24 protein-coding genes and 1 tRNA gene are annotated in these 25801 nt (G+C 71.6%); 14 read left to right on the forward strand and 11 right to left on the reverse strand.

The features are described from left to right. Positions 1 to 202: 202 nt before the first annotated feature. Genes NW895_RS05515 through NW895_RS05525 form a run of 3 tightly spaced genes read left to right on the forward strand, consistent with a single transcriptional unit; the run spans position 203 to position 4748 of the window. Positions 203 to 1369, forward strand: coding sequence for an HpcH/HpaI aldolase/citrate lyase family protein (locus tag NW895_RS05515; protein WP_289934158.1), 1167 nt, complete (start codon positions 203 to 205; stop codon positions 1367 to 1369). Between the two features lie 29 nt (positions 1370 to 1398). After that, positions 1399 to 3936: a phosphoribosyltransferase gene (locus tag NW895_RS05520; protein ID WP_289934160.1), complete on the forward strand. Its 2538-nt coding sequence runs from the start codon at positions 1399 to 1401 to the stop codon at positions 3934 to 3936. Next, positions 3936 to 4748, forward strand: a complete 813-nt coding sequence (locus tag NW895_RS05525) for an HAD family hydrolase (RefSeq protein WP_289934161.1) — start codon at positions 3936 to 3938, stop codon at positions 4746 to 4748. Before NW895_RS05520 ends, NW895_RS05525 begins: the two co-directional genes overlap by 1 nt. Here the strand turns inward: NW895_RS05525 and NW895_RS05530 are convergent. Then, positions 4666 to 5382 (reverse strand): DedA family protein, encoded by a 717-nt coding sequence (locus tag NW895_RS05530; RefSeq protein ID WP_289934162.1) that lies wholly within the window; start codon positions 5380 to 5382, stop codon positions 4666 to 4668. The two genes, NW895_RS05525 and NW895_RS05530, sit on opposite strands and share 83 nt — an antisense overlap. A 52-nt stretch (positions 5383 to 5434) precedes the next feature. Next, the gene (locus tag NW895_RS05535; protein ID WP_289934163.1) at positions 5435 to 5662 is read right to left on the reverse strand and encodes a zinc ribbon domain-containing protein; all 228 of its coding nucleotides are present in this window, start codon (positions 5660 to 5662) and stop codon (positions 5435 to 5437) included. Positions 5663 to 5883: 221 nt separating this feature from the next. Between NW895_RS05535 and NW895_RS05540 the strand changes: the two genes are divergently transcribed. The 3 genes from NW895_RS05540 (at position 5884) to NW895_RS05550 (ending at position 10679) form a co-directional block, all read left to right on the forward strand. Then, positions 5884 to 8076, forward strand: coding sequence for a transglycosylase domain-containing protein (locus tag NW895_RS05540; protein WP_289934164.1), 2193 nt, complete (start codon positions 5884 to 5886; stop codon positions 8074 to 8076). A 54-nt stretch (positions 8077 to 8130) separates the two neighbouring features. Then, positions 8131 to 9417 carry a hypothetical protein gene (locus NW895_RS05545; RefSeq protein WP_289934165.1) on the forward strand — a complete coding sequence of 429 codons (1287 nt, stop codon included), beginning with the start codon at positions 8131 to 8133 and terminating at the stop codon, positions 9415 to 9417. A gap of 92 nt (positions 9418 to 9509) precedes the next feature. After that, positions 9510 to 10679 (forward strand): amidase domain-containing protein, encoded by a 1170-nt coding sequence (locus NW895_RS05550; protein WP_289934167.1) that lies wholly within the window; start codon positions 9510 to 9512, stop codon positions 10677 to 10679. 19 nt (positions 10680 to 10698) lie between these two features. Here the strand turns inward: NW895_RS05550 and NW895_RS05555 are convergent, their stop codons facing one another. Then, positions 10699 to 12081 carry a hypothetical protein gene (locus NW895_RS05555; RefSeq protein ID WP_289934168.1) on the reverse strand — a complete coding sequence of 461 codons (1383 nt, stop codon included), beginning with the start codon at positions 12079 to 12081 and terminating at the stop codon, positions 10699 to 10701. Between the two features lie 71 nt (positions 12082 to 12152). Continuing rightward, positions 12153 to 12923: a DUF4097 family beta strand repeat-containing protein gene (locus NW895_RS05560; protein ID WP_289934170.1), complete on the reverse strand. Its 771-nt coding sequence runs from the start codon at positions 12921 to 12923 to the stop codon at positions 12153 to 12155. Positions 12924 to 13101: 178 nt separating this feature from the next. Here NW895_RS05560 and NW895_RS05565 point away from each other — a divergent pair. The 3 genes from NW895_RS05565 to NW895_RS05575 all read left to right on the forward strand — a co-directional run bounded on the left by NW895_RS05565 (position 13102) and on the right by NW895_RS05575 (position 14357). Then, positions 13102 to 13176 (forward strand) — tRNA-Val (locus NW895_RS05565). Between the two features lie 44 nt (positions 13177 to 13220). After that, entirely contained in the window at positions 13221 to 13622 is a 402-nt protein-coding gene (locus tag NW895_RS05570) for a DUF6153 family protein (RefSeq protein WP_289934171.1), read from the forward strand. 93 nt (positions 13623 to 13715) lie between these two features. Beyond that, positions 13716 to 14357, forward strand: a complete 642-nt coding sequence (locus NW895_RS05575; protein WP_289934172.1) for a DUF305 domain-containing protein — start codon at positions 13716 to 13718, stop codon at positions 14355 to 14357. A 73-nt stretch (positions 14358 to 14430) separates the two neighbouring features. On the opposite strand, the gene NW895_RS05580 is transcribed toward NW895_RS05575, so the two are convergent. Continuing rightward, entirely contained in the window at positions 14431 to 14793 is a 363-nt protein-coding gene (locus tag NW895_RS05580; protein WP_289934173.1) for a hypothetical protein, read from the reverse strand. A gap of 94 nt (positions 14794 to 14887) precedes the next feature. On the opposite strand from NW895_RS05580, the gene NW895_RS05585 reads away from it, so the two are divergent. Together NW895_RS05585 and NW895_RS05590 are read left to right on the forward strand one after the other, a co-directional pair. Further along, positions 14888 to 15802, forward strand: coding sequence for an aminoglycoside phosphotransferase family protein (locus tag NW895_RS05585; RefSeq protein WP_289934174.1), 915 nt, complete (start codon positions 14888 to 14890; stop codon positions 15800 to 15802). Between the two features lie 335 nt (positions 15803 to 16137). Beyond that, complete coding sequence (locus NW895_RS05590; protein ID WP_354670072.1) at positions 16138 to 17442, forward strand: MFS transporter; 1305 nt, start codon at positions 16138 to 16140, stop codon at positions 17440 to 17442. Positions 17443 to 17473: 31 nt separating this feature from the next. Here NW895_RS05590 and NW895_RS05595 read toward each other — a convergent pair whose 3' ends face one another. Together NW895_RS05595 and NW895_RS05600 are read right to left on the reverse strand one after the other, a co-directional pair. Next, positions 17474 to 18376, reverse strand: a complete 903-nt coding sequence (locus NW895_RS05595) for a 2-dehydropantoate 2-reductase (protein WP_289934176.1) — start codon at positions 18374 to 18376, stop codon at positions 17474 to 17476. Between the two features lie 67 nt (positions 18377 to 18443). After that, positions 18444 to 19214: an MBL fold metallo-hydrolase gene (locus tag NW895_RS05600; protein WP_289934803.1), complete on the reverse strand. Its 771-nt coding sequence runs from the start codon at positions 19212 to 19214 to the stop codon at positions 18444 to 18446. Between the two features lie 70 nt (positions 19215 to 19284). Here NW895_RS05600 and NW895_RS05605 point away from each other — a divergent pair, with 70 nt between their 5' ends. After that, positions 19285 to 19515: a DUF2277 domain-containing protein gene (locus tag NW895_RS05605; protein WP_289934178.1), complete on the forward strand. Its 231-nt coding sequence runs from the start codon at positions 19285 to 19287 to the stop codon at positions 19513 to 19515. Between the two features lie 69 nt (positions 19516 to 19584). On the opposite strand, the gene NW895_RS05610 is transcribed toward NW895_RS05605, so the two are convergent. The 4 genes from NW895_RS05610 to NW895_RS05625 all read right to left on the reverse strand — a co-directional run bounded on the left by NW895_RS05610 (position 19585) and on the right by NW895_RS05625 (position 23941). Further along, positions 19585 to 20229: a VTT domain-containing protein gene (locus tag NW895_RS05610; protein ID WP_289934180.1), complete on the reverse strand. Its 645-nt coding sequence runs from the start codon at positions 20227 to 20229 to the stop codon at positions 19585 to 19587. A gap of 224 nt (positions 20230 to 20453) precedes the next feature. Then, positions 20454 to 20906: a DoxX family protein gene (locus NW895_RS05615; protein ID WP_289934181.1), complete on the reverse strand. Its 453-nt coding sequence runs from the start codon at positions 20904 to 20906 to the stop codon at positions 20454 to 20456. Positions 20907 to 21569: 663 nt separating this feature from the next. Continuing rightward, positions 21570 to 23207: an alkaline phosphatase D family protein gene (locus NW895_RS05620; RefSeq protein ID WP_289934183.1), complete on the reverse strand. Its 1638-nt coding sequence runs from the start codon at positions 23205 to 23207 to the stop codon at positions 21570 to 21572. An 89-nt stretch (positions 23208 to 23296) separates the two neighbouring features. After that, positions 23297 to 23941: an HNH endonuclease family protein gene (locus NW895_RS05625; protein WP_289934184.1), complete on the reverse strand. Its 645-nt coding sequence runs from the start codon at positions 23939 to 23941 to the stop codon at positions 23297 to 23299. 376 nt (positions 23942 to 24317) lie between these two features. Between NW895_RS05625 and NW895_RS05630 the strand changes: the two genes are divergently transcribed. Together NW895_RS05630 and NW895_RS05635 are read left to right on the forward strand one after the other, a co-directional pair. Next, positions 24318 to 24899, forward strand: coding sequence for a TMEM165/GDT1 family protein (locus NW895_RS05630; RefSeq protein ID WP_289934186.1), 582 nt, complete (start codon positions 24318 to 24320; stop codon positions 24897 to 24899). Between the two features lie 209 nt (positions 24900 to 25108). Further along, positions 25109 to 25774: an HAD-IA family hydrolase gene (locus tag NW895_RS05635; RefSeq protein WP_289934804.1), complete on the forward strand. Its 666-nt coding sequence runs from the start codon at positions 25109 to 25111 to the stop codon at positions 25772 to 25774. Positions 25775 to 25801 lie beyond the last annotated feature (27 nt).

The following is a 25801-nucleotide window of genomic DNA, read 5'->3' on the forward strand; positions in this document are numbered from 1 at the left end:
TCATCCTGCCTTCTCGGTCCTGGTCACGACAACGCGGGGGCGGGTACTCGGACTGCATGGGCAGTCCCTTCGAATGATCGCCGACACAGCCGGGTTACCTGAAGTTCATGCCCTGCGGGAACCCCAGACATGGATCTCTACGTACTATTACCGGCCACCTTCAGACAATCCAGAGGTAGCCCAGACACCACGGGGGAGTACTATGCGTCACTTCGGGCACATCGCCCCTGAGGTGCGGAAGCGCCTGTTCCACCAGGAGCCGTGCGACTTCACGCCCGACTCGCCGACCCGGCTGCTGTCCGCGGCCCTGGGAGCCACGCTCTACAGCCCGGCGACGAGGCCGCGGCTCGCCGACGACATCGTCAAGCAGGCCGGACGAGGCGTGGTGTCGATGGTCCTGTGCCTGGAGGACTCGATCGACGACGCGGACGTCGTGGCCGGCGAGGAGAACCTCGTCCGGCAGTTCGCGGACCTCGCCTCCCGCCCCGGCGCCGACCTGCCGCTGCTGTTCGTCCGGATCCGTGTCCCCGAGCAGATCCCCGACCTCGTACGACGCCTCGGCCCCGCCGTGCGCCTGCTGTCCGGATTCGTACTGCCGAAGTTCACCGAGGAACGCGGCATGCCCTTCCTGGAGGCCCTCGCCGACGCCGAGGCCGAAAGCGGACGGCGGCTTCTCGCCATGCCGGTGCTGGAGTCGCCGGAGCTGCTGTACCGGGAGTCGCGCGTGGCGACCCTGGAGGGCATCTACCGCGCCGTCGACAAGTACCGCGACCGCGTGCTCGCGCTGCGCCTCGGTGTGACCGACTTCTGCTCCTCCTACGGGCTGCGCAGAGCCCCCGACATGACGGCCTACGACGTCCAGATCGTCGCCTCCGTGATCGCCGACGTGGTGAACATGCTCGGGCGGGCCGACGGCACCGGCTTCACGGTGACCGGGCCGGTCTGGGAGTACTTTCGGGTGCAGGAACGTATGTTCAAACCGCAGCTGCGGCAGAGCCCCTTCCTGGAGGGAAAGGCCGTGGAGCTGCGCGAGAAGCTGATCGAACACGCCATGGACGGGCTGCTGCGGGAGATCTCCCTCGACCAGGCCAACGGCCTGCTGGGCAAGACCTGCATCCACCCCTCGCACGTGCTGCCGGTGCACGCGCTGTCGGTGGTCAGCCACGAGGAGTTCAGCGACGCCCAGGACATCCTGCGGCCCGAGCGCGGTGGCGGAGGCGTGCTGAGGTCGGCGTACACCAACAAGATGAACGAGGTGAAGCCGCACCGCGCCTGGGCCGAGCGGACCCTGCTGCGCGCCGAGGTTTTCGGCGTGGCGAACGAGGACATCGGCTTCGTGGAACTGCTCGCCGGCGGACTGCCCGACTGAACACCTGCTCGACTGAACACAAGGAATCCATGGACACGGGGAACACGGCAGACAGGGCGGACGAGGCAGTGGACAAGGGGGCCTGCGGGGTGCGTGACGAGGTGTGGTCCGGCAGCTGGGTCGCGGAGCGGCTCGGTGTCGAGCTCGTCGGGGACGACGAGCTGACCGAGCTGCTGGGGCTGGCGCTGCGCCGCAACCCCAAGCGGGCGCATCTGCTCGTCTCCAACGTGCTGGGCAAGCACGTCCCGCAGTCGCCGTCCGTGGTGTACGGCCACGGCTTCACCCTCGGCCGGCGCGTACGCGACCTGCTGGGTGCCGACGAAGCGGGCGCGGCCGTCGTCCTCGGCTACGCGGAGACCGCCACCGGGCTCGGCCACTCGGTCGCCGACGGTCTCGGCCTCGCCCCCTACCTGCACTCCACCCGCCGCCCGGTCGCCGGGGTCGCCCGGGCCGGCGGCTTCGAGGAGTCCCACTCGCACGCCACCTCGCACCTGCTGCTGCCGGAGGCTCCGGCGCTGCTGGCCGGCGACGGGCCGCTCGTCCTGGTCGACGACGAGTTCTCCACGGGGAACACGGTGCTGAACACCGTCCGGGATCTGCACGAGCGGTATCCCCGGCGGCGGTACGTCGTGGTGGCGTTGGTCGACATGCGGTCCGCGGAGGATGCCGGGCGGCTGGAGGAGTTCGCGCGGGAGATCGGCGCGCGGGTGGATCTCGTCGCGGCGGCTTCGGGGACGGTGCGGCTGCCGAAGGGGGTGCTGGAGAAGGGGCGGGAGCTGGTGGCCCGGTACGAGGCGGAGGGGGCCGCGAAGGGGCGTTCGTCGTCTGCGGCTTCGTCGTGGCGACCAGCCCCCACCGGCCCGCAGCCGAACGTCACCCGCGTAGACCTGTGCTGGCCCCACGGCCTCCCCGACGGCGGTCGGCACGGCTTCACCCCCGAGCACCGAGCACGGCTCGAAGCCGCCCTCCCCGCCATGGCCGCCCGCCTCGCGGAAGCGCTCCCCGCTGACGCGCGCCGCGTGCACATCCTCGGCTTCGAGGAGCTGATGTACGCCCCGCTCCGGCTCGCCCGCGAGCTGGAGCGGATCACGGACGCCGAGGTGCGCTACTCCACCACCACCCGCTCGCCCGTCCTCGCGGTCGACGACCCCGGCTACGCGATACGCACCCGCCTGGTCTTCCCGGCGCACGACGACCCGGCCGACGGCCCCGGCGAGCGGTACGCCTACAACGTCGCGGGCGCCGGCTTCGACGCCGTCGTAGCCGTGGTCGACTCGGTCGCCGACACCCCCGCGCTGCACGCCCCGGACGGCCTGCTGGCCCAGCTCGCCGCGCACACCCCGCACACCTTGCTCGCGGTCGTCCCGTCGTACGTCCCCGAGCCCCCGCACGCCTCCGAAAGGCCCTCCATGCTGCCCGAGCCGCTCCGTGGCCCCGCCTTCTCCTCGTATGCCCCCGAGGAGGTCGGCTGGCTGCTCCAGGACCTCTCGGACGTGACGCTGGAGGCGCCGACCGAGGAACGCGAGGAGGCCATCCAGAGCGGCGGCGCGCACTACGCGGAGTCGCTGCCGGTCGAGTACCAGCCGAGCGAGCAGTACCAGCGGCTGTTCCACGCGGCGCTGGACGCCTCCGCGGCGCGGCTGGCGCAGGCGGCCGGCGCCGTCACCGAGATCGTGCTGGCGGAACGGTCACCGAGACCCGTCCTGGTCTCCCTGGCCCGGGCCGGCACGCCCGTCGGCATCCTGATGCGCCGCTGGGCCCAGTACCGGCACGGCCTCGACCTGCCCCACTACGCCGTGTCGATCGTCCGGGGCCGCGGCATCGACGCCAACGCGCTGCGCTGGCTGGCCGACCACCATGACCCCGCCGATGTCGTCTTCGTCGACGGCTGGACCGGCAAGGGCGCCATCACCCGCGAACTCGCCGACGCGCTGCGGGAGTTCGAGGCCTCCGACGGCATCACCGGCTTCGACCCGGAGATCGCCGTGCTGGCCGACCCCGGTTCCTGCGTACGGACCTACGGCACCCGCGAGGACTTCCTCATCCCCTCCGCCTGCCTCAACTCCACCGTCTCCGGCCTGATCTCCCGCACGGTGCTGCGCGCCGACCTCGTCGGCCCCCACGACTTCCACGGCGCGAAGTTCTACCGCGAACTCGCCGGCGCCGACGTGTCGGTCACTTTCCTGGACGCCGTCTCCGCCCGCTTCCCCGAGGTCGCGGACGCGGCCGACGCCCACGCCAAGGAGCTGCTGTCCGCCGACCGCTCCCCGACCTGGGAGGGCTGGGCGGCGGTGGAGCGCATCAGCGAGGAGTACGGCATCCACAACGTCAACCTCGTCAAGCCCGGCGTCGGCGAGACCACCCGCGTGCTGCTGCGGCGGGTGCCCTGGAAGATCCTGGCGCGGGCCGGTGCGGGCAGCGACCTGGACCATGTACGCCTGCTGGCCGGACAGCGGGGCGTACCGGTGGAGGAGGTCTCCGACCTGCCGTACACCTGCGTGGGCCTGATCCACCCCCGGTACACCCGGGGCGCGACGGGCGCCGACGGCAAGGCGGTGAGCGTCTGATGCCGGTACTCGTCGCGAGCGACCTCGACCGTACGCTCATCTACTCCTCCGCGGCTCTGGCGCTGACCATGCCCGACGCACGGGCACCCCGGCTGCTCTGTGTGGAGGTGCACGAGAGCAAGCCCCTGTCGTTCATGACGGAGACCGCGGCCCAGCTCCTGACCGACCTGGGCGACACGGCGCTGTTCATGCCGACGACGACCCGCACCCGCAAGCAGTACCAGCGCATCAACCTGCCGGGCCCCCCGCCGAAGTACGCGATCTGCGCGAACGGCGGCCACCTGCTGGTGGACGGTGTCTCCGACCTCGACTGGCACCGGCGGGTGACCGCCCGCCTGGCCGAGGAGTGCGCCCCGCTGGCCGAGGTGAGCGAGCATCTGATGACCGCCGCCGACCCGGTCTGGGTGCGCAAGCACCGCATCGCCGAGGACCTGTTCGCCTACCTCGTCGTCGAACGCGAGCTGCTGCCCGAGGACTGGGTGAAGGAGCTCGCGGTGTGGGCGGAGAACCGTGGCTGGACGGTGTCGCTCCAGGGCCGCAAGATCTACGCCGTACCCAAGCCGCTCACCAAGAGCGCGGCCGTGTACGAGGTGGCCCGCCGCACCGGCGCCGAGCTCACCCTCGCCGCGGGCGACTCCCTGCTCGACGCGGACCTGTTGCTCGCCGCCGACCGGGGTTGGCGTCCCGGTCATGGGGAGCTGGCCGATGCGGGCTGGGCGGCTCCGGCGATCAGCGCCCTGCCCGAGCGGGGGGTGCTGGCGGGGGAGCGGATCCTGCGGGAGTTTCTGCGGGCGGCGCGAGGGCTTCGCTGACCTGGGGTTCGGCCCGGTGGCGGGTGCGGCGGGTGGGATGCAGCAGGCGTACCAGCACGAAGGCCGTCAGCGCGAGGGCGGCGGCGGTGAGCACGACCTTGGAGTAGGCGGAGACGACGGTGGTGACCTGGGACCAGTTGTCGCCGAGCAGGTAGCCCGCGAGCACGAAGGCGGTGTTCCACAGGGCGCTGCCCAGCGTGGTGAGCGCCGTGAACACGGGCAGCGGCATGCGCTCCACGCCGGCCGGTACGGAGATCAGGCTCCGGAAGACGGGGATCATCCGCCCGAAGAACACGGCCTTGGCGCCGTGCCTGCGGAACCACGCCTCCGTCCGCTCGATGTCCGCGACCTTCACCAGCGGCAGCCGGGCCGCGACGGCGACCGTGCGCTCGCGGCCCAGCAGCGCGCCGACGCCGTAGAGCGCGAGGGCGCCGACGACCGAGCCGGCGACGGTCCACAGCAGCGCGGCGAGGAGGCTCATCCGGCCCGTGCCGGCCGTGAAGCCCGCGAGCGGCAGGATCACCTCGCTCGGGATCGGCGGGAACAGGTTCTCCAACGCGACGGCCAGCCCGGCCCCGGGCGCGCCGAGGGTGTCCATGAGGCCGGTGATCCACTGGGGTGCGCTGCTCGCCATGCGGTCACGCTAGGCGAGCGAAGCTGAAGGGAACCTGAGGGCCGAGGGGCGCTCAGCCGCAGCAGCCCCCGCCGCAGCAGCCGCCTCCGCCTCCGCCACCGCCCGCCCGGGGCGCGGGGGCCGGGGCGGAGGCCGATCCGCCGACCGCGACTGTGGAGAGCAGTTTCACCGTGTCGTCATGGCCCGCGGGGCAGGCGGCAGGGGCGGAGGACTCGGCCATGGGACGGCTCAGTTCGAAGGTGTCGCCGCAGGTCCGGCAGCGGTACTCGTAGCGAGGCATGCACCACAGGTTAATCGGCGTGAACGGAAATTCCGCCCTCCGCGATTCCTGTCGACCGTTTCTGCCGCACCTCTGTGGAGAAGTTGTAAAGCTCGCTGGTAACTTTCGATCAGTCGCGGGGAGCCGAAAGGCCGGGGGAATGTGGGGGCGCGCTGCTGTCGACCACGGCGGCCATGCCCCTCCGCGCGAGCACCACCATAAGCGGGGAGGGGAGCACAGCCATGACCAAGGCTGGGTGGGAACCGGACGAGACCATGCAGTTGAAGGTCCCCGCTTCCTTGAATCCGGACGAGACCATGCAATTGCGCACGGTCGACCCGGGCGCATCGCGCAGCACGGACCATTCATCTGGAAATGCCTCAGATACGAGTGATACCGGCAGGGCGCGCCGTAGGCGCAAGGCCCCTCGGGCCACCCTCCCGTCCCGTCTGCGCGCCGCCACCGGCCCGCGGCTGGCCCCGCTCCTGGCCCGCGTCGCGCCCTATGCCCGCCGCCTGCGGCCGCAGTACCCGCGCCCCGGCCGCACCGGCTGGCGCCGCTGGGTGCCCTCCTGGCGGCAGTGGCTCGGAGCCACGCTGACGTTCGCCGGCCTGACCACCGTCTTCCTGGGCGCCGCCTACGCCGCCACCGACATCCCGGAGAACCTGAACTCGTACGCCACCCAGCAGGACAACGTCTACTTCTGGTCCGACGGGACGCCCATGGCACGCACCGGCTGGGTGCGGCGGCAGGACATGCCGCTGAAGGACATCCCCGAGGACGTCCGCTGGGCCGTGCTGGCGGCGGAGAACGCGAGCTTCTACAGCGACCCCGGAATCTCCTTCAGCGGCCTCACCCGCGCCCTGTGGCGCACGGTCGGCGAGGGCGACACCCAGGGCGGCTCCACCATCACCCAGCAGTACGTCAAGAACGTCTACCTCAACCAGGACCGCTCGGTCGGCCGCAAGTTCACCGAGGCGATGCTCGCTCTGAAGCTGGACAACGGGATGAGCAAGGACGACATCCTGGAGGGCTACCTCAACACCAGCTGGTTCGGCCGCGGCACCTACGGCATCCAGCGCGCGTCCCAGGCCTACTACGGCAAGGACGTCGGCGAACTCGACGTCAGCGAGGCCGCCTTCCTCGCCTCCCTCCTCAAGGGCGCGGGACTCTACGACCCCAACGTGAACAAGGCCAACCACGCCCGGGCGGTGGAACGCTGGTCCTGGATCCTCGACCGCATGGTCGACCTCGGCAAGCTGTCGAAGGCCGAGCGGGCCAAGTACCGGACGTTCCCCGAGCCGCTGAAGCAGACCCCGGTCTACGACACCGGCAAGCAGAGCGACTACCTGGTGGAGCTGGCCGCGCAGTACGCCAAGAAGGCCGCGCACCTCTCGGACAAGCAGTTCGACCTGGGCGGCTACCAGATCTACACGACCTTCGACCGGAAGCGGGAGACCGCGCTCACCGACGCCGTGGCCAAGGCCCGCAAGCAGGCGCGGAAGGACGGCAAGGCCGCCGCGAAGACCGTCCACTACGGCGCCGCCTCGGTGGCCACCGACGGGCGGATCCTCGCCGTCTACGGCGGCCCCGACCACCGTACGCAGGGCTACAACGAGTCCAACGCGACCACGGTGCCCGCCGGTTCGGCCTTCCAGCCGTTCGTCTACGCCGCCGCGCTGGAGCACGGTGTCCACAAGACCCGCGACGGCGCCACGACCGAGGTCACCCCGCAGACGCTGTACGACGGCGACGACGGCGTCCCCGTCATGACACCCGAGGGGCCCTACTGGGACCGCAGCGGCAAGAAGGTCGCCGCCCGCAACGACGGCGGGAAGTCCTACGGGCAGATCAGTCTGAGCCGGGCGCTCGCCCTGTCGGTGAACACCCCGTTCATGCAGCTCGGCATGGACACCGGCCTGGACACGGTGCGCCGGACCGCTCAGGCGGCGGGGCTGCTCTCCTCCAGCTTCGGCCCGCAGGTGCCCGCGCTGTCCACGGGCAGCGCCACGCCCAGCGCGATACGCATGGCGAGCGGGTACGCCACGTTCGCCGCCGCCGGCACGCACGTCGAGCCGTACTCGGTGGCTCGTATCACCCGCAACGGATCCAAGGTCGCGCTGTCGAAGCCCGCCTCCCGCCGTGCGGTGCGGGGGACGGTGGCCGCGGAGGTCCAGACCGCCCTGAAGGACGCCTTCCGCACCGCCCACCCCGGCGTGGCCCGGTCCGCCGATGTGGCCGGGAAGGCCGGCACCACGCAGGACGACACCGCGGCCTGGTACGTCGGCACGGCCGACGCCGTCTCGACGGCCGTGGTGACCTACCGCATCGACCTCACCAAGAGCCTCGAACCCCTGCCGTTGAACGGGATCGCCGGCACGGCCACCGACAGCGTCCCGTACGACATCTGGTCCGGTGCCCTGGGCCTCGGCTGACCCCCGCGCCCGGCACCACCACACCCCCCAACCCCCTCGCAGAATGAGCCGCGCATGATGTCACCGTCCGGCCGCCGCCGCCGAGCCCGCGCACCCCGCCGCACCGCGCCCCCGGGCATGCTGACCCTGGCGGCCCTGCTCGTCGTCGCGTCCCTGGTCGCGGGCTATCTGGCCCTGACCCGCTCGGACAACACCACCCCGACCGCGTCCTCCGGGGCCCGCGACGGCGGCAAGGCGGCCTCAGCGAAGCCGAGCCAGGAGCCGGAGTGGGACGGGAAGACCAAAGTCCTCGGGGACGGCTCCACCTCCTACACCGGCCCCCAGAAAGGGCAGTTGAAGCCGGTACCGCTCAAACCGGGGGAGAAACCGCCCCAGTTCGTGGTCTTCTCCTGGGACGGGGCGCTGCAGGGCGACGACCAGCTCTTCGCGCACTACCGGGAGCTGGCCGAGGAGTACAACGCCCACATGACCTTCTTCCTCACGGGCATCTACCTGCTGCCCAAGAGCAAGCGGGACCTCTACTCCCCGCCCCGGCACTCCAAGGGCTCGGCGGCGATCAGCTTCGCCACCGACGAGCACATCCGCACCACCCTGGAGCAGCTCGGCAAGGCCTGGCAGGGCGGGAACGAGATCGGCACCCACTTCAACGGCCACTTCTGCGGCAAGAAGGGCGGCGGCGACTGGAGCGTCGAGGAGTGGAAGAGCGAGATCGACCAGTTCTACGAGTTCGTCGAGAACTGGAAGACCAACACCGGCTTCAAGGACGCCGACCCGCTGCCGTTCGACATCCGGAAGGAGGTCACCGGCGGCCGTGCGCCCTGCCTGGAGGGCCAGGAGAACCTGCTGAAGGCCATCAAGGACTACCGGTGGCGCTACGACGCAAGCTCCGCGGGCGACTTCCAGATATGGCCCGGCAAGAAGAACGGCATCTGGGACTTCCCGCTGCAGATGCTCCCGTACGAGGGCGGCAAGTACCAGGGCCTCTCCATGGACTTCAACTTCCTCTACAACCAGTCCGAGGGCGAGACCGAGGGCGACCCGGCGAAGTATCCCGAGTGGGAGCAGCAGACCGTCGCCGCCTACATGGACGGCTTCGACCGTGTGTACTACGGCAGCCGGGCACCGCTGTTCATCGGCAACCACTTCGAGAACTGGAACGGCGGCATCTACATGCGGGCCGTCGACCAGGTCATCAAGAGCGTGTGCACGAAGAAGGACGTCAAGTGCGTGTCCTTCAAGGAGCTGGCCGACTGGCTCGACGTGCAGAAGCCCGAGACGCTGCAGCTGCTGCGCGGCCTGGATCCGGCACAGTCGCCCGACTGGTCGACCGTAGTGAAGTAATAAGCGCAACCCTCTTCACAACAGCCGCACACTCCATGCAAAGATTCCCTACCCCCCGGTATCACTCCGCCGGGGCAAGAGGGGAAACACCAGTGAAGTCAAGGAAATTGAACGTGACGCGCCGCCGCGTCACGATACTCGGGGCTGCGGCGACCTCGGTCGTCGCCGGAGTCGCGCTGCTGCCCAACTGGAGCGCTGGCGCGGCGGTCGTCGACGACCCGACGGTGGACGCGCGGACCAAGGCCACCTTCCAGCGGCTGGCGGACGCGGTCTTCACCGACCGCACCGACGCCCTGGTCACCGGCGAGCAGGGGGAGCGAGAGAAGCCGCTGACCGACGGCTTCTCCGGCGGCGTCACGCTGTCCTCCGGCACGGCCCGCACCGAGGACGCCACCCTGTCCACGCTGGGCGAGCGCAAGGACAAGCTGGCGAAGGCCGGCGAGAAGTACAGCAAGGCCAGCACCACCGTCACCCTGGACGCCACCCGTGTGACGGGCCGTACGGCCAAGGCCGCGGTCACCGAGACCACGACCCTGACCTACGCCCGGGCCCGCGGCAGCGCGCCCCGGACGACCGGCTTCCAGGCCCGCCACGAACTGACCTTCAGGGCCGACCAGCAGGGCAACTGGCAGCTCACCGGCATCCGTGACACCGACCAGGGCGGTCTCGCGGTGAACACGCTCTCCAAGCCGGCGTCCGTCAAGGCGACCACCGCCGACGACACCATGCCGAACGCCCCGCGCGCGGCGACCACCCGCAACCCGGCCGCCGCCCCGAAGACCGGCACCACGTACGACTACAAGGCCATGGCGGCCTACGCCGAGAAGTACTGGAACGTCTACAACAAGGACTACCCGGACTTCAACGGCCACGGCGCCGGCGGCGACTGCACCAACTTCGTCAGCCAGTCCCTCAAGGCGGGCGGCTGGAAGCACGTCCCCGGCTACGTGTACGACTACACCAAGTGGTTCGGCAACAACGAGATCCAGTCGGACTCGTTCATCGGCGTCAACGAGTGGTCCTGGTTCGCCCAGAACTCCAAGCGGACCAAGCCGCTGGCCAACGTCTACCAGATGGAGGTCGGTGACGTCCTCCAGATGGACTTCGACAGGGACGGGTCCAAGGACCACACGATGATCGTCACGTACAAGAGCGGCGGCGTGCCCTACGTGACGTACCACTCCAACAACACCCTCCGCAGGTCGGTGGCGAGCCTCGTCGCGTCGTACCCGAACGCGTACTACTACGCCTACCGCACCTGATGCCGGGCGGGGGCCGGGCTCAGTGTCCGGCCCCGCGCTCCTCGCGGATCCGGCCCACCACATGGGCGGCCGTCTGCCGGATCGCTTCCGTCTCCATCAGGAAGTGCCAGTAGTCGGGGTGCCGGCCCTCCAGGCCGGCGATCGCGTGATCGAGGCGGGCCACCGCGTCGTCCAGGGGGCGGGCGTGCCGTGGGTCGGGGGTGGTGCGGCCCGCCATGGCCAGCCGTTGCGCGTCGCGGATGGCGAAGCGCGTGCGGTCGATCTCCTGCTGGGGGTCCTTCTGTACGGCGTTCAGACGGTGCAGCCGGTCGCCGGCGGCCGACACGGCCTCGTCGGTCGCGTTCAGCAGGGCCCGCACCGTCGACACCAGTGCGGTCGCGTCGGGCCAGCGCTGGGCGTCCCGCGCGGCCTGCGCCTCGCGCAGCTTCAGCTCGGCCTGCCGTACGGTCTTAGCGGCCTGCTCCGGGACGTGCTGCAGGTCCTGCCAGCAGGCGGCCGTGAACCGCCGCCGCAGCTCGCTCAGCACCGGCTCGACCTGCCCCGCGCGCGTGGTCAGCGCCTGCGCTCGCGTGCGCAGCGAGACCAGACGGTGGTCGATCTCGGCGGCCCGCTCGGGGAGCCGTTCGGCCTCGACCCGGATGGCCTCGGCCTCCCGGGTGACCCGCTCGGCCCGCTCCAGGGTCCCCGGTACGCCGTGCTGCCCTGCGCCCTGGTTCAGCTTGGTCAGCTCCGGGGCGAGGGCGGCGAGCCGGGCGGCGAGGTCGTCCGCCGTCAGCCCCGAGGCGCGTATCGCGTCGAGGGCGCCCGAGGCGGCGAGCAGGGACTGCCGGGCCCGTTCGACCGCGGGCGCGAGCCGGGCCAGCTGGGTCTCCGCCTTGCCGAGCAGGGGCCCGAGCCCCTCGGTGAAACGGTCCAGCTCCCGCTTGACCCGGCCGAGCTCCTCCTTGGCGGCGGTCAGCTCGGCACGGGCGCGGGAGGCGGCCGAGGCCTCCAGGTCGTCCCGGTCGAGGTCGTGGGCGTCGACGGCGTCGATGTACTGGCTGCTGGCCTCGTCGATGCGCCGGCCGAGCGCCTCGAAGTCGGCGACGGCGCGCAGGGCGGCGGGGGAGCCGTCGACAGCGGTGATCGTCTCGATGGAGATCCGCAGGTCCCGCTGGGCGGTGTCCAGCTCGTAGAACGCGGCCGCGGCGGCGTCCTTCGCGGCCTGCGCCTCAGCCCGCTGGCTCTCGGCACGCCCGCCGAACCAGCGCCGGGTGCCGCCCCCGGCGAACGCGGCGGGCAGCGCCAGGGCGGCGATCAGCGGCAGGCCGATCAGGGTCAGCGTGTCACGGAGCACCTGACGCGCGGGACGGGCACACGGCACCTTCGGCGACGAGTACGGCTGCGATGGTGTCGCCGTCACATCCCTCTCCCGTGTCGTCCGCCCTGCCCGGGTTCATTGTCCCACCCGTGAAGGACGAACACACGGGCTGATCAGTTCGCCGTGCGGACCGTGACTTTGCCGTCGCCGGTGTGGGCGGTCACCACATGCGCGCTGGAGTTGTCCCGGGGGACGGACACATCGACCCCGCCGTCGCCGGTCTCGGCCGTCACCCGGTAGGTGGCCCGGGGCAGCGCGATCGTCACCGAACCGTCGCCGCTGCGGGAGTCCACCACGTCCGGTACGGCGCCGAGTTCGAGGTGGACCGAGCCGTCGCCCGTGTGCGTGCGCACCCGGCGCGAGGAGACGTCCGCGCGCACGGACCCGTCGCCGGTGCGCAGCTCCAGGGGCCCGCTGGAGTCGGTGACATGGACGGGCCCGTCTCCCGTACGAATGCTCAACGCGTCCCGGAACCCCCGCGCCCGCACGCCGCCGTCGCCGTCCTCGACCTTGACGGCGATGCCGCGCGGCACCTCGATGCGGTGCCTGGCCGCGCAGTCGGCGACCACGCCGGAGCACTTCATGCGGAGCACCAGCCGGTCGTCCTTCATGGACCAGGTCACCTCCGGTTCCCCGCCGATGGCGACCGAGCCCTGGAACCACCGGGTGACCTCGACGGTGCCCGCCTTGGTCGAGTCCGCGGCGACGATCTCCAGCGCCGAGTCGTCGGAGTCGACGGTGAGGGTGCGGCCCTGCAGGGCGAAGGACCGGTGCTCGGGGTCCTTGTCGTCCCCCGCGGAGGCGCCGCATGCGCTGAGGCCCGCGACGACAACCGCGACGGCACCGGTCACGGCGACCACGCGAGCAGGAAACGTACGGGCCATGACGATCTCCCCCTGAGACGAACGGCGAGGCTCGCCGGCCGAGGCGGACGACGAGGCTCTTCGACCGTACGGATCCGGCGCCCGGCGGGGCATCCGGGCCACTGCCGGATCAAGGGTGGGGTTAACCCCCGGGTTTGCGGGACAGCGCCCCGGGCAATGTAGGCTGTCGACTCGTCTCGGGTGCGTAGCTCAGGGGTAGAGCGCCTGCCTTACAAGCAGGATGTCGGCGGTTCGAAACCGTCCGCGCCCACCACGACCGAAGGCCCCCGGAAGCTGTCCGGGGGCTTTCCTCGTACGATGACGCCCGTGAGCATTCCCGAGCAGCGTGAGCAGCGGCCGCCCTCGCGGTGGCGCTGGGCCCTGTGCGTGCTCGGGTTGCTCGTGGGGCTCTTGGGGATGCACGGGCTGGCGCCCGGTGGCGCGGTTGCCGAGCACTCCCCCACACGGTCCATGACAGCCGTGGCCATGGCGCACCACGGGTGCCCGGATGACGGCCACTGCGGTGGCGGGCACGTCCAGCACGCCGATTCGACCTGTGCGGCGGGCGCGGTGAGCGGCGGTCCGGTGCTGCCCGCGCTCGGCCCCGACCCTGCCCCCACGGCCGTGTGCGACGAGGCCGTACGCACCTATCCGGCCTCGGCTCCCGACGGCGCACGCGCGCCGCCCACCCTGGCCGAACTCCAGCTCCTGCGGATATAGGCACCGCCCCGCCCCGCGCCCGCAGTCGGCGCGGCGCACAGGCATGCCGACCTTCCCTTTCCACAGCAGGATCCGCACAGCAGGAGTTCACCCATGACCAGCATCCGTACGCTGACCCGCCGTACCGCCCTCGTGGTGGCGACGGCGACCGCCGCTCTCGCCCTGGCCGCCTGTGGCGGCGACGGGAGCGGCAGCGGGCACGGGGGGCACGGCTCCTCGTCCACGGGCGGCGGGGCGTCCGCGAGCGCCGAGGCGACGAACGGCGCGCACAACGCCCAGGACGTCGCCTTCGCGCAGGGCATGATCCCGCACCACCAGCAGGCACTGGAGATGGCGCGGCTCGCCGCCGAGCGGGCCGGCTCCGCCGAGGTCAAGGACCTCGCGACGCGTATCGAGAAGGCGCAGGACCCGGAGATCAGGACCATGACCGGCTGGCTGAAGTCGTGGGGCGAGGAAGTGCCGAAGGCCATGCCGGGCATGGATCACTCGGCGCACGGGGGCATGTCCGGGATGATGAGCCCCCAGGACATGGACAAGCTGGAGAAGGCCTCGGGCAAGACCTTCGACACCCTGTTCCTGACCATGATGGTCGAGCACCACGAGGGTGCCGTCGAGATGGCCACGACCGAGAAGGACAAGGGCGCCTACGGGCCCGCCAAGGCCACGGCCGAGGACATCGTCACCGCGCAGAACGCCGAGATCAGCGAGATGAACAAGCTGCTCGGCAAGGACTGACGCCGGCCCACGGCAAGGGGCCGGCGCCTCCGCGCGCCGGCCCCTCCTCGTCCGTTCCCTCCCCGCCCGGTCCCTAGGAGGCCTTCCCGGACTCCTCGGTGTCCTCGGGCGGGATCTCGTGGGCGTGCTTCAGCTGCGTCCGGGCGTCCACACGGTCGGGGCCGGTGAGCTCCGACCAGTAGCGGTGGGTGCTGACGAAGACGGCGAGCTCACGCTCACGCCGCCGCAGCTTCTCCACCTCGGCCTGTTCGTCCGCCGACCAGCCGGGGGAGGCGGGACGTTCCACCTTGCGCCAGCCGGTGTCGTCGCTGAAGCCGTCCAGCGGTTCGACGGACCAGGGGAGCCGCTTCAGCAGGGCCGACAGCTCGGCCCGGACCTGATGGAGTTCCTCCTGACCGGCGAGGAGGTCACTCGGAAAGTCATAGGTCGTTGCCACGACCCAATAATACGCCTGTTCGATTTTGAGTGGCGAGTTTCTTTCGCTGCCGTCCGCCGAACGGCGCCTCGCCGTCCGGCTATCGTGGCTCCGCATGACCTCTACCGAGATCGAGATCACCGCGGAGCTGGTCCGGGATCTGCTGCGCGACCAGCATCCGGACCTGGCCGGCCTCCCTCTGAGGCTCGGCGCGCGTGGCTGGGACAACCAGCTGTGGCGGCTGGGCGACGATCTCGCCGTCCGGCTGCCCTGGGCGACGCCGTCCGCGGACGCGCTGCTGCGCAAAGAGCACGAGTGGCTTCCCGTTCTCGCCCCGCGTCTTCCCCTGCCGGTCCCCGTCCCGCAGCGCCTCAGCGAGCCCTCCGAGCGGTTTCCGCGGCCTTGGATCGTCACCACCTGGGTGCCGGGAACGCCCGCCGACCGTGCCCCCGCCACGCGCGGTGCGGAGGCGGCCGACACCTTGGCCGCCTTCCTGACCGCTCTGCACCGGCCTGCCCCCGAAGGAGCGCCGGCCGGCCGCCGTGGGGAGCCGCTGCCCGACCATGCCGAGGGGTTCGCCCGGGGGCTGGCCTCGGCCACCGAACAGGGGCTGCTCCCCGACCCGGACGCCGTCCGCGCGGTCTGGGAGGACGCCGTCACCGCGCCCGACTGGACGGGGCCGGCGGTGTGGCTGCACGGCGATCTGCATCCGGCCAACGTCCTCACCGCGGACGGCACCTTCTGCGGTGTGATCGACTTCGGCGACCTCTTCGCGGGCGATCCGGCCTGCGACCTCGCCGCCGCGTGGATACTGCTGCCGGACGACGCCGTCGACCGCTTTTACGCCGCCTGTCAGCCGGCCCCGGACCCGGCGACCCTTCGCCGCGCCCGTGGCTGGGCGGTGCTGAAAGCACTCGCCTGCATCCTCATCGGAGAGGCGGGCGTGCGAGGCCGTCCGGGCGGCAAGCGCACCTGGGGCCCACCCGCCCAGGCCTCGCTGCGACGCCTCATCGCAACGGCCCGCACCTGATCAGGTGTCTGCCCGGCCCTCAGGGGGCCTTGCAGCGTCCATGCGCTGTGCGCGACCTCATCGGACGCCCACAGCGCAAGGCCCCCTTTTTTAATCGGCTTTCGCGCCCTGCCGAGCGGGCGCTAGTGTGCGGGCAGCGAGTGACTCATGAGGAGCGAAGACATGCCCGGTCGTCCGAGCACGCGTTGACGTCTGAGGCCGTGAGCGGCCTGTCATCGCGTGCTGCCCTTGATGCGCGGCACAGCGAGCTTTCCTTTCCCGCTGCCTGAAACGGTCGGTGCACCTGTCGTGCGCCGGTCGGTCGGGTCTCGTCTTCGGTCATCCGAGGGGTCCCTGTGCCGTTGTCTTCCTCCGCTGTATCAGATTCCGGTCGGCCTGTTCCGTCAAGCCTGTGGCGGGACGCCGACTTCCGCAGGCTCTGGGTGGGCCAGACGGCCTCCCAACTGGGCGAACAAGCAGCTCTGGTGGTGCTGCCGCTCTTCGCCGTCCTGGCGCTCGACGCCAGTGCCGGTCAGCTGGGCGCCCTGCGCGCGGTGGGGCAGGCGCCGATCCTGCTGCTGTCGCTCTTCATCGGCGCGTGGGTGGACAGGTGGCGGACGCTCACGCTGATGGTGCTGACGGACGCCGGCCGGGCCCTGGCGCTGGGCGTCGCCGCCGTGGCCGGCCTCCTCGGCGGGCTCGGCCTGCCGATGCTGCTCGTGGTCGCGTTCGCCGTCGGGGCTCTGTCCGTCTTCTTCGACGTGGCGTACCAGGCGTGCCTGGTACGGCTGGTGAAACGCGATCAGCTGATGCGCGGCAACAGCGCGCTTGAGGGCAGTCGGTCCGCTGCGCAGATCGGCGGTCCCGCCCTCGGCGGTGCGTTGGTGTCCGCGCTGTCGGCGCCGATCGCCGCCGCCTCCAGCGCGGTGTTGTTCGCGCTGTCGTTCCTGTCGCTCCGACGGATCGGCCGCCGTGAATCCGTCCCGGAACGCTCGCAACGTCCTGCTCGGGTCTGGCGGCGGATCCATGAGGGCCTCCGCTTCGTCGCCCGCGATGCCTCGCTGCGGACCGTGTGCCTCGCGTCCGCCGCCTTCCAGTTCTTCTTCGCGGCGGTGATGACCGTCTATCTGCTGTTCCTGCCACGGGATCTGCACCTGTCGGGCACCGCCGTCGGGCTGGCGCTCGCGGCGACGGGGCCGGGCGCGCTCCTGGGCTCGTTGCTGGCCGCTCGCCTGCCGAGCCGCTTCGGACATGGCGCGGTACTCGTGTCCGCGGCAGCGATCGGCGACGGCGTGTTCCTGTTCGTGCCCGCGGTGCACGGCTCCGCCGTGGTGACGGTTCCCGCCCTCCTTGCGGTCAACTTCGTCTTCGGGACCTTCAGTCAGCTGGTGAATGTCACGATCATGGCCGTCCGGCAGACCGTTGCTCCGGACGGGATGCAGGGCCGCGTGGCCGCGACGATCAACTTCGTCGGCATGGGGCTGACCCCGCTCGGCTCGCTGCTCGGCGGCTTTCTCGCGGATGCGTGGGGGACGCGCACCAGCCTCCTGGTGACCGCCGCGGGCATGCTGCTGTCGCCGGTACTGATGGCGCTGTCCCCCCTCGCCCGCCTGGGACGGACGCTTCCCGCCCCGCCGCAGACCCCGGTCGCGTCCGCGTGACGGATTCTGTCGTCGCGCGAACAGCCCGGGTTCAGTGCCCGGCGTCCCCCAGCTCCCGTACGAGACGGGAGGCGAGCGGCACGGGCACGCCGTGCCGCTCGGCCGCGCGCAGCAACGCGCCGCCGATCGCGTCCAGTTCGAGGGGCCGGCCGGACTCGGCGTCGCGCTGCATCGAGGACTTGGTCCCCGGTGGGAAAGCGTCGTACCGGGCGAGGGACTGGGCCGTGTCGGCGGGGCCGCCGCAGGCGCGGCTGACCGCCGCCGTCTCCTCGACCAGGGCCGTCAGCTCCTCGCGGTGGCGGGTGCGTATGTCGCCCAGGGGGAGGCCGTAGCGGGTGGTGAGCAGTGCGAACGGGGCCAGGAACGACATCTTGGCCCACAGCGCCGCCGCCTCGTCCTCCAGGACGCGGGTGGCCGGGCCGGCGGCGGCGAAGGCCTCCGCGAGGGCGTCGAGCGCCCCGCGGGGGACCGCGGTGCCGGTCAGGTCGATCTCCGTGAACGGGCTGCCGTGGTCGATGACGCCCGGGGCGACGCGGGTCGACTCGACGCGGATGACGGCGGGTGCGACGCGGTCGGCGCGGTACTGCGCGCGCAGAAGTGCCGGGTGTTCGACGCCGTTCAGGAACGGCACGAGCAGAGCCTCGCCCAGTACCGGGGCGGGGAGGCGGGTGAGAGCGGTGTCGAGGGCCGTGTGCTTGACGGTGACCAGGCACGCGTCGACCGGTTCGCGGAGGTGGGTGTCCGCCTCGACGCGGGCCGTGAAGTCGCCGAACTGGCCGCTGCGGACGCGGATCCCGTCCGTGCGGAGCGTGTGTGCCGTGTCCTCGCCGGCCAGGCAGATCACGCGGTGCCCTGCCCGGGCCAGGAGTGCTGCGAGCAGTCCGCCCACGCCGCCCGGGCCCAGGACGGCCACGGTGAGGGTGTCGTTCGCCATGTGCGGGGTGTCCTCTCGTCGGTCGGCCCCGGAGCGGTGGCCGCCTCGGGGAGGATCATCGCAGCTGTCAGAGGCGTACGGAGGCTCCGGGCGTGAGCAGGTGCAGCCGGTCGGTGAGGCCGGCCTCGGCGAAGGCCTTCGTCAGCGTGGGGCCGTCCTGGGTGAAGTGGCCCCAGTGCTCGAAGTGCAGCGGTACGACGTGACGGGCGCCCAGGATCACGGCGGCCTCGGCCGCCTGCTCGCTGGTGAGGGTCAGCGGGGCGTCCGGGACGAGGGGGGTGCGGGCCGCGCCCGCGAACAGTACGACCACGTCGAAGGGGCCCTCGCGGCCGGCGATCTCGCGGACCAGGTCGAGGGAGGCGTTGTCGCCGCTGACGTACACCTTCGGCAGGCCCTCGCCGGACAGCACGAACCCGGTGACCTCGCCGACGAGGGGTTCGGAGCCCCGGGGGCCGTGCATGGCGGGGGCGGCGGTGACGCGGAGGGCTGCGCCGGTGTCCGGGCGGGGGAGGTCGATGTGGGCCCACGCGGGGAGCGGGTGGACCGGGGTGCCGAGGCGGGCGTGGGCCGAGGGGGTGGACAGGACCAGCGGGGTCTGTGCGAGGTAGCTGCGGCCGGCGGTGTCGAGGTTGTCCGGGTGGTGGTCGTGGGAGAGGAGTACGGCGTCGATCGGGCCGATGTCCGACGGGGGTACGGCCGGGCCGGTGGTCTTGGTCAGCTTGCGGGAGCCGACGGGGTACTCGCCGGGGGCGTCGAAGGTGGGGTCGGTGATCAGGCGCAGTCCGCCGAGGGTGAGGACCGCGGTGGGGCCGCCGATGTAGCGGATCTCGGTGATCATGTTCAGCTCAATCACGCGGGGATGCGCGGTTATTCCTCCAGGGCATGGGGGCTGGGGTGAGACTGGAGACATGTGCCGGAGTATCAAGACGCTGCGTCCGCCCGTGCTGGCCGAAGAGGCCACGGAAGAGGAGATTCGCGCTGCTGCCCTGCAGTACGTGCGAAAGGTTTCGGGGTTCCGGGCGCCTGCCGCCCATAACCGGGAGGTGTTCGAACGGGCCGTTGAGGCGATCGCGGAGGCCACGGCCGAGTTGCTGGACGGGTTGGAGGTGCGGGGCGCCGGGGTGCGGCAGGCGGGGTAGCGGGGGTTGCGTCGCGCGGGTCCGGTGGTGCGGTGACCTCCCGGCCCCTCAAGGCCTCGTCGCCCGCTGCTACGAAGCCTCCACCGTCCGCCGAGGCCGGCGTATCAGATACGCCGCCCCCGCGCCCGCGCCGAGAAGGGCTGCCAGGGACACCGCCGTCGCCAGCCATGTCGTGCCGAGCCACTGGCCGCCGAAGTAGCCGAGGGCGACGCTGTAGGTGGCCCAGGTGAGGCCGGCGAGGGCGGACCAGGGGAGGAAGTCGCGGGTCCGGCGGTGGGCGGCGCCGGCGCCCAGGGAGACGAGGGAGCGGCCGGCGGGGGCGAAGCGGGCGAGGACCACGAGGGCGCCGCCGCCGGTTGCGAGGGCCGCGCCGAGACGTTCCTGCGCCGTGGCCAGGCGGCGGGAGCGGGCGATCGCGCGGTCCAGGCGGGAGCCGCCCCGCCTGGCGAGGCGGTAGGCCACCAGGTCACCCAGCACGGAGGCGGTGGCGGCGCAGAACGTCAGGGCCAGGATGTCGGGGAGGTCCCGCGGACCCCGCCCGGTCGCCGAGCCCGCGGCCGCCGCCGTGGCGGCCATGATCACCAGCGCACCGCTCGGCAGCACCGGCAGGAACACGTCGAGGAGGACCGAGAGGGCCACCAGCGCGTAGATCCATGGCGCGTAGATCCATGGGTTCGCGGTCAGCGACCCCGTACTCCCGAGACTCTCCAGCACCGCGACTCCCCGTTATTCCCCCGTGGACCAGACCGTGCCGCGACGCGCGAGGGAACGGCAGGGGCGGCCAATGACAGCCCTACAGCGTACGCCTGGGGTGTAACGGGTGATTCACGGGGGGCTTTCGCATTCGGCACGGCTTGTTCACCTGACGGCCGCCGTGCCCCACCCCGTACGACGGTGCCCTCCTCCGAGCAGGAGGAGGGCACCGAAGAAGGTCCGGATCAGGCCGCCACCGGCGTCTGTTCCGTCGTCGGCTTCTCCTGCGCCGACTTGCGCTTCGAGAGCAGCTGGTCCAGTCCGAAGGCGCCGGAGCCGGTGAAGACCAGCAGCAGGAAGGCCCAGCAGTACATGGCCGCGGGCTCCCCGTGGTTCTCGATCGGCCACAGCGCGCTCGGCTGGTGGACCTTGAAGTACGCGTAGGCCATGGCGCCCGAGGAGATGAACGCGGCGGCCCGGGTGCCGAGTCCTATCAGGACCAGGCTGCCGCCGACGAGTTCGATGACGGCCGCGTACCAGCCGGGCCAGGTCCCTGCGGAAACGGTTCCTCCTTGGCCGTCCGCGCCGCCCAGGACGCCGAAGAGCTTGGCGGCTCCATGGCAGAGGAACAGCAGGCCGACGACGATCCGGAAGAGGCCGATGGCGTATGGCTGGGCGCTGTTGAGGCGTCCGGTCATGGTGGGGGGTACTCCTTCGGTAGGCCGGTCCAAGGCGGTGGGCCGGTCTGGGGACAGAACCGAGGGGTCCACGTTAGGTGCGCCTAATAGATGCTTGCAAGTTCAACATTTGGCCATGGCTTGGCCTCCGCTTGGGGTTCCGCATCGGCCATCACTGCACGTAGGGCGGTTCTCGCCACCGTGTCGGCGTCCGAAAGCGTGTCCGAATCCATGCCCGGCCTGACTCTCGTGGCCGCCGGCCGATGTACCCCTTCGGTCGGCACGTCGGACGTGAAACAAGCTAAGTATGCCTATTTTTGACGATCCGTCAGGCGGTGAGGCCGATATGTTGCGTCCCATGCCGCCACTGACCGGTTCTCAGCAGTGCCGGATCGGGTTCCGGAAGCCGTGGCATCCCTTCTGGTCGTTACCGCGGGACTCAAAAGGGATGCCGCGCGTTTCGCGATCATGGGCGCTGGGGTCCAGGGTCCTGAGCGGCCCCGATCCGGTCGCACCATGGACCGAACCGCCGGGGTGGACGTCGCACCGCCCTCCGACCCGTCAGTCCGTGATGACGGCGTCGCGGTGAATCCAAGGGGTCCTTTCACTGTGCCCGTCCGGGTCGCGCGGCCTGATCGGACGCTCATAGTGAAAGGAACCCTGAGCCGCTCGGCGGTCAGGGGCTCACGGTGCCAGCTCGGTCTCCGTCACCGTCCGCAGCCGAGGCTCCGCCCCCTTGACCGCCTGCGCCTGGTCCAGCCGCAGCCGGGCCGAACGGCCCCGCAGGGTCAGGGTCATGAGCTGGTTGCCGAACCAGGGGCCGCCGGTCTTCCGCCAGTCGATCGGCGGCCGGGGACAGCGTCCGTGCCCGGCGACGCGCCTGCCGAGGGCGCGGGCCGGGACGCTCCAGCCGAAGCGGAAGCCGAGGCGGATCGCCAGGTGGATGGCGTTGTGGACGGGGGAGCAGGTCAGCTGGAACACCCGGGCGCCGGGCGCGCCCGACGGCCACTTCGGCTCGGCCACGTACGCGTGGTGCACGTCCCCGGACAGCACGAGCACCGTCGCGGGCGCTCCCGGTCCCGAACCGGCCTCGGCGATCAGTGCCGTCAGCGCGTCGAAGGAGGCCGGGAACGCGGGCCAGTGCTCCAGGTCCGCCGCCCGGCGCAGCTTCTCCCCGAACCGCGCCCAGCGCGCGCCCTTCTCGCCCCGGCACAGCGCCGCGTTCCACGCCTCGGCGTGGTGCACCAGGTGCGGCAGCAGCCAGGGCAGCGAGGTGCCGATGAGGAGGTGGTCGTACGTGCCCCGGTCGCCGAGCGCCTGGTCGCGCAGCCACTCGGCCTCCGCCGGGTCGAGCATCGCGCGGCTGTCCTCGTCGAGCACCCGGGCCGCCCGCGTGTCGACCATCAGCAGGCGTACTCGGCCGAAGTCGCGCCGGTAGCTCCATCGCACCGACGCCGGGTCGGCGTCGGCCCGGGAGGCGAAGGCGCGCAGGACGTCCGTGCCGTCGGGGGTGTCGCGGACGGCCGCGTACAGGGGGTCGGCGGCCAGCTCGTCCGGCCGCAGGTTGCCCAGGTGCTGGTACACCCAGTACGACATCAGGCCGCTCAGCAGCCGCTCCCGCCACCAGTCGGTGGCCCGCATGTCGGCGAGCCAGGCGGCGGAGGTGTTCCAGTCGTCGATCAGATCGTGATCGTCGAAGATCATGCAACTGGGCACGGTGGACAGCAGCCAGCGCACCTCGGGATCGAGCCAGGACTCGTAGTAGAGCCGGGTGTACTCCTCGTAGTCCGCGACCTGGCTGCCCGGCGGGTCGTTCAGGTCGCGGCGGGCGGCGAGCCAGCGGCGGGTGGCGTCGGAGGTCTCGTCGGCGTACACCTGGTCGCCCAGGAGGAGCAGCACGTCGGGGCGTTCGCCCGCCGGGTCGGCCGCGATGCGGGCGGCCAGGGTGTCCAGGGCGTCGGGGCCCACCGGGTCGGGCTCACCGGACGGGGGCGCGGCCCAGCGGCACGAGCCGAAGGCGACGCGGACGGCGTCGTCCTCACCCGGCGTGCGGATGACGGAGGGCGGGAAGCGGGAGTCGGGCAACGGCCACACGCGCGTGCCGTCGAGGAACACCTCGTACGCGGTCGACGTGCCCGCGGTGAGGCCGGTCACCGGGACCAGGGCGTAGTGGTGGCCCGCGACCTGGAAGGTGCGGGCCGTGCCGCCGGCGCCGTCGGCGCAGCGCACCTCGGCGGCGCACGGACGGCTCGCCTCGACCCACACGGTCGCGGACGAGCCGTCGGTGAACCTCAGCAGCGGTCCCAGGCGCAGTTGGGCCATGGTGATCCCCTCTCCGTCGCCCCGTACGGTACGGAACGACGGAGGTCAGCGGGGAGGCTCCGTTACCGAACCGCTGCACGGCCGCCGGGTCAGCAGTTCGCGAGGTAGCTCTGCAGCGCGCTCTTCTCGGCGGAGTCGACCGAGAGGCCGTAGTAGTACTTCACCTGCACCCAGGCGCGGACGTACGTGCACCGGTAGGCGGTCCGCGACGGCATCCAGGTGGCCGGGTCCTGGTCGCCCTTGGCCTGGTTGACGTTGTCGGTGACGGCGATGAGCTGCGGGCGGGTCAGGTCGTTGGCGAAGGCCTGGCGCCGGGAGGTGGTCCAGCCGTCCGCGCCGGAGTCCCAGGCCTCGGCGAGCGGGACCAGGTGGTCGATGTCCAGGTCGGAGGCGGCGGTCCAGGTGGCGCCGTCGTAGGGGGAGTACCAGCTGCCGCTGGTGGCGGCGCAGGAGGAGTCGGTGACGACGTTCGAGCCGTCGCGCTTGAGGACCGTCTCACGGGTGTTGCAGGTGCCGGACTGGGTGATCCAGTGCGGGAAGAGATCGCGGTCGTAGCCGGTGCGGTCCTCGGTCGCCACGGTGAGGGAGGCGAGGTAGGTGCGGGCGGTGGCGGCGCTGACGGGGGTGGGGAGGGCGGCGGAGGCGGTCGGGCCGTTGAAAAGTCCGGCGGAGGCTATGAGGCCGGTGAGGCCCGCGAGTATGCTGAGGCGTCGACGCGCGTAGAATCTGGGCATGCGAACTCCCTTGTGGGGTGGGGGCGTTGGCGGGCGAGCGAGGGAATGCTCGCCGCGCCGCGTTGCGGGGAGATGTGCGTACGGTGAGAAGTTAGTGACGTGTTCATGACACGACAAGGGGTGCGGAGAGCTTCGCGTACCATGGGCGGCGCAGAAGGGGAGTAGCTCTTCGCCGGACCGTCGACATACTGCTCAGCTCGCCTGAGCCGGCGCCCGGAGGCGGACCTCGGACACGACGGGGCCGGCCAGCGAGACCTTCGGCAAGCAGTGCACCGCCTGTGCCGTACGGCACGGGCGTCCGCGTGTGCTGTCCTGCCGAGGTGTCCGCGCAAGGCTCAGCACTCTCGGCGGGGCGGCCCCGACCGATGAGGGATCCTTGATCAGCATCACCGTGACGGCGCTCGTCTTCGGCGTCGTCTTCCTCGCCGAACTGCCCGACAAGACCGCACTGGCCGGCCTCGTCCTCGGCACCCGCTACCGCGCGGGTTACGTCTTCGCCGGCGTCGCCGCCGCCTTCGCGCTGCATGTCGCGCTCGCCGTCGCGGCCGGCAGTGTGCTCACGCTGCTGCCGCAGCAGATCGTGCACGCGCTGACCGGTGTGCTGTTCCTCGGCGGCGCCGCGATGCTGCTGCTGAAGAAGGACGAGGACGAGGAAGAGGTCCGCAGGCCGGAGGACCAGTCCTTCTGGAAGGTCGCCGGGGCGGGCTTCATGCTCATCCTCGTCGCCGAGTTCGGCGACCTCACCCAGATCATGACGGCGAACCTCGCGGCCCGCTACGACGACCCGCTCTCCGTCGGTCTCGGCGCGGTGCTCGCGCTGTGGGCGGTGGCCGGGCTCGGCATCGTCGGCGGAAAGGCGCTGATGAGGCGGGTGCCGCTGCGGCTGATCACGCAGATCGCGGCGCTGCTGATGCTGGCGCTCGGGGTGTGGAGCCTGTGGGAGGCCGTGAGCGGCTGAGCGAACGGCGGGTGAACGATCGCGGAAGGCGGTGGCGGAACCGGCCCCTGTTTTGTACCGTGGAGGAACAAAGTGGCTCCCGCCCGTTTTCCCTGACCGGCGGGCGGGGCCGCCTTGTCCCTCCGGGGTGGGCCCTGCAAGGCCGTGCCCCCTTCCCGCGCCCACGTTTCCGCGTTCTCGCGCCCTGTGGCGCCCTGGAGCCTCTGGAGCTGCCGATGACGGCCACCACCGTTCTCACCGCCCGCGCCCTCCTGCTGGACATGGACGGCACCCTCGTCAACTCCGACGCCTCCGTCGAACGCGTCTGGCGGCGCTGGTCCGAGCGGCACGGGCTGGACGGGGACGAGGTCATGAAGGTCGTCCACGGCCGGCAGGGGTACGCGTCGATGGCGCTGCTGCTGCCCGACCGGCCCATGGAGCAGAACCTCGCGGACAACGCGCGCTTGCTCGCCGAGGAGACCGCGGACACGGAGGGTGTCGTCGCCGTTCCGGGGGCGCCGGAGTTCCTCGCCTCGCTGCGGGGGCTGCCGCACGCGCTGGTGACCTCCGCCGACGTCGCGCTGTCCACGGCCCGCATGGCGGCCGCCGGGCTCGGGCTGCCCGAGGTGCGGATCACCGCCGAGTCGGTCGGCGCCAGCAAGCCCGATCCGGAGGGGTTCCTGAAGGGGGCCGCCGAGCTGGGTGTCACGCCGGCCGACTGTGTGGTGTTCGAGGACTCCGGGGCCGGGATCGCCGCCGGGCGTGCCGCGGGGATGCGGGTCGTGGGGGTGGGGGCGCGGGCCGCGTCGTACGAGCCGGACGTGGCGGTGGAGGACCTGACGCAGGTGCGGGTGGAGGCGGTGGGGGACCTGATGCGGCTGTACATCAGCCAGTAGGCGCCCGGCGCAGGGGGTGGCTCCGGG

It is taken from the genome of Streptomyces sp. S.PNR 29, assembly GCF_030386795.1.
In the GTDB taxonomy this organism is placed as follows: domain Bacteria; phylum Actinomycetota; class Actinomycetes; order Streptomycetales; family Streptomycetaceae; genus Streptomyces.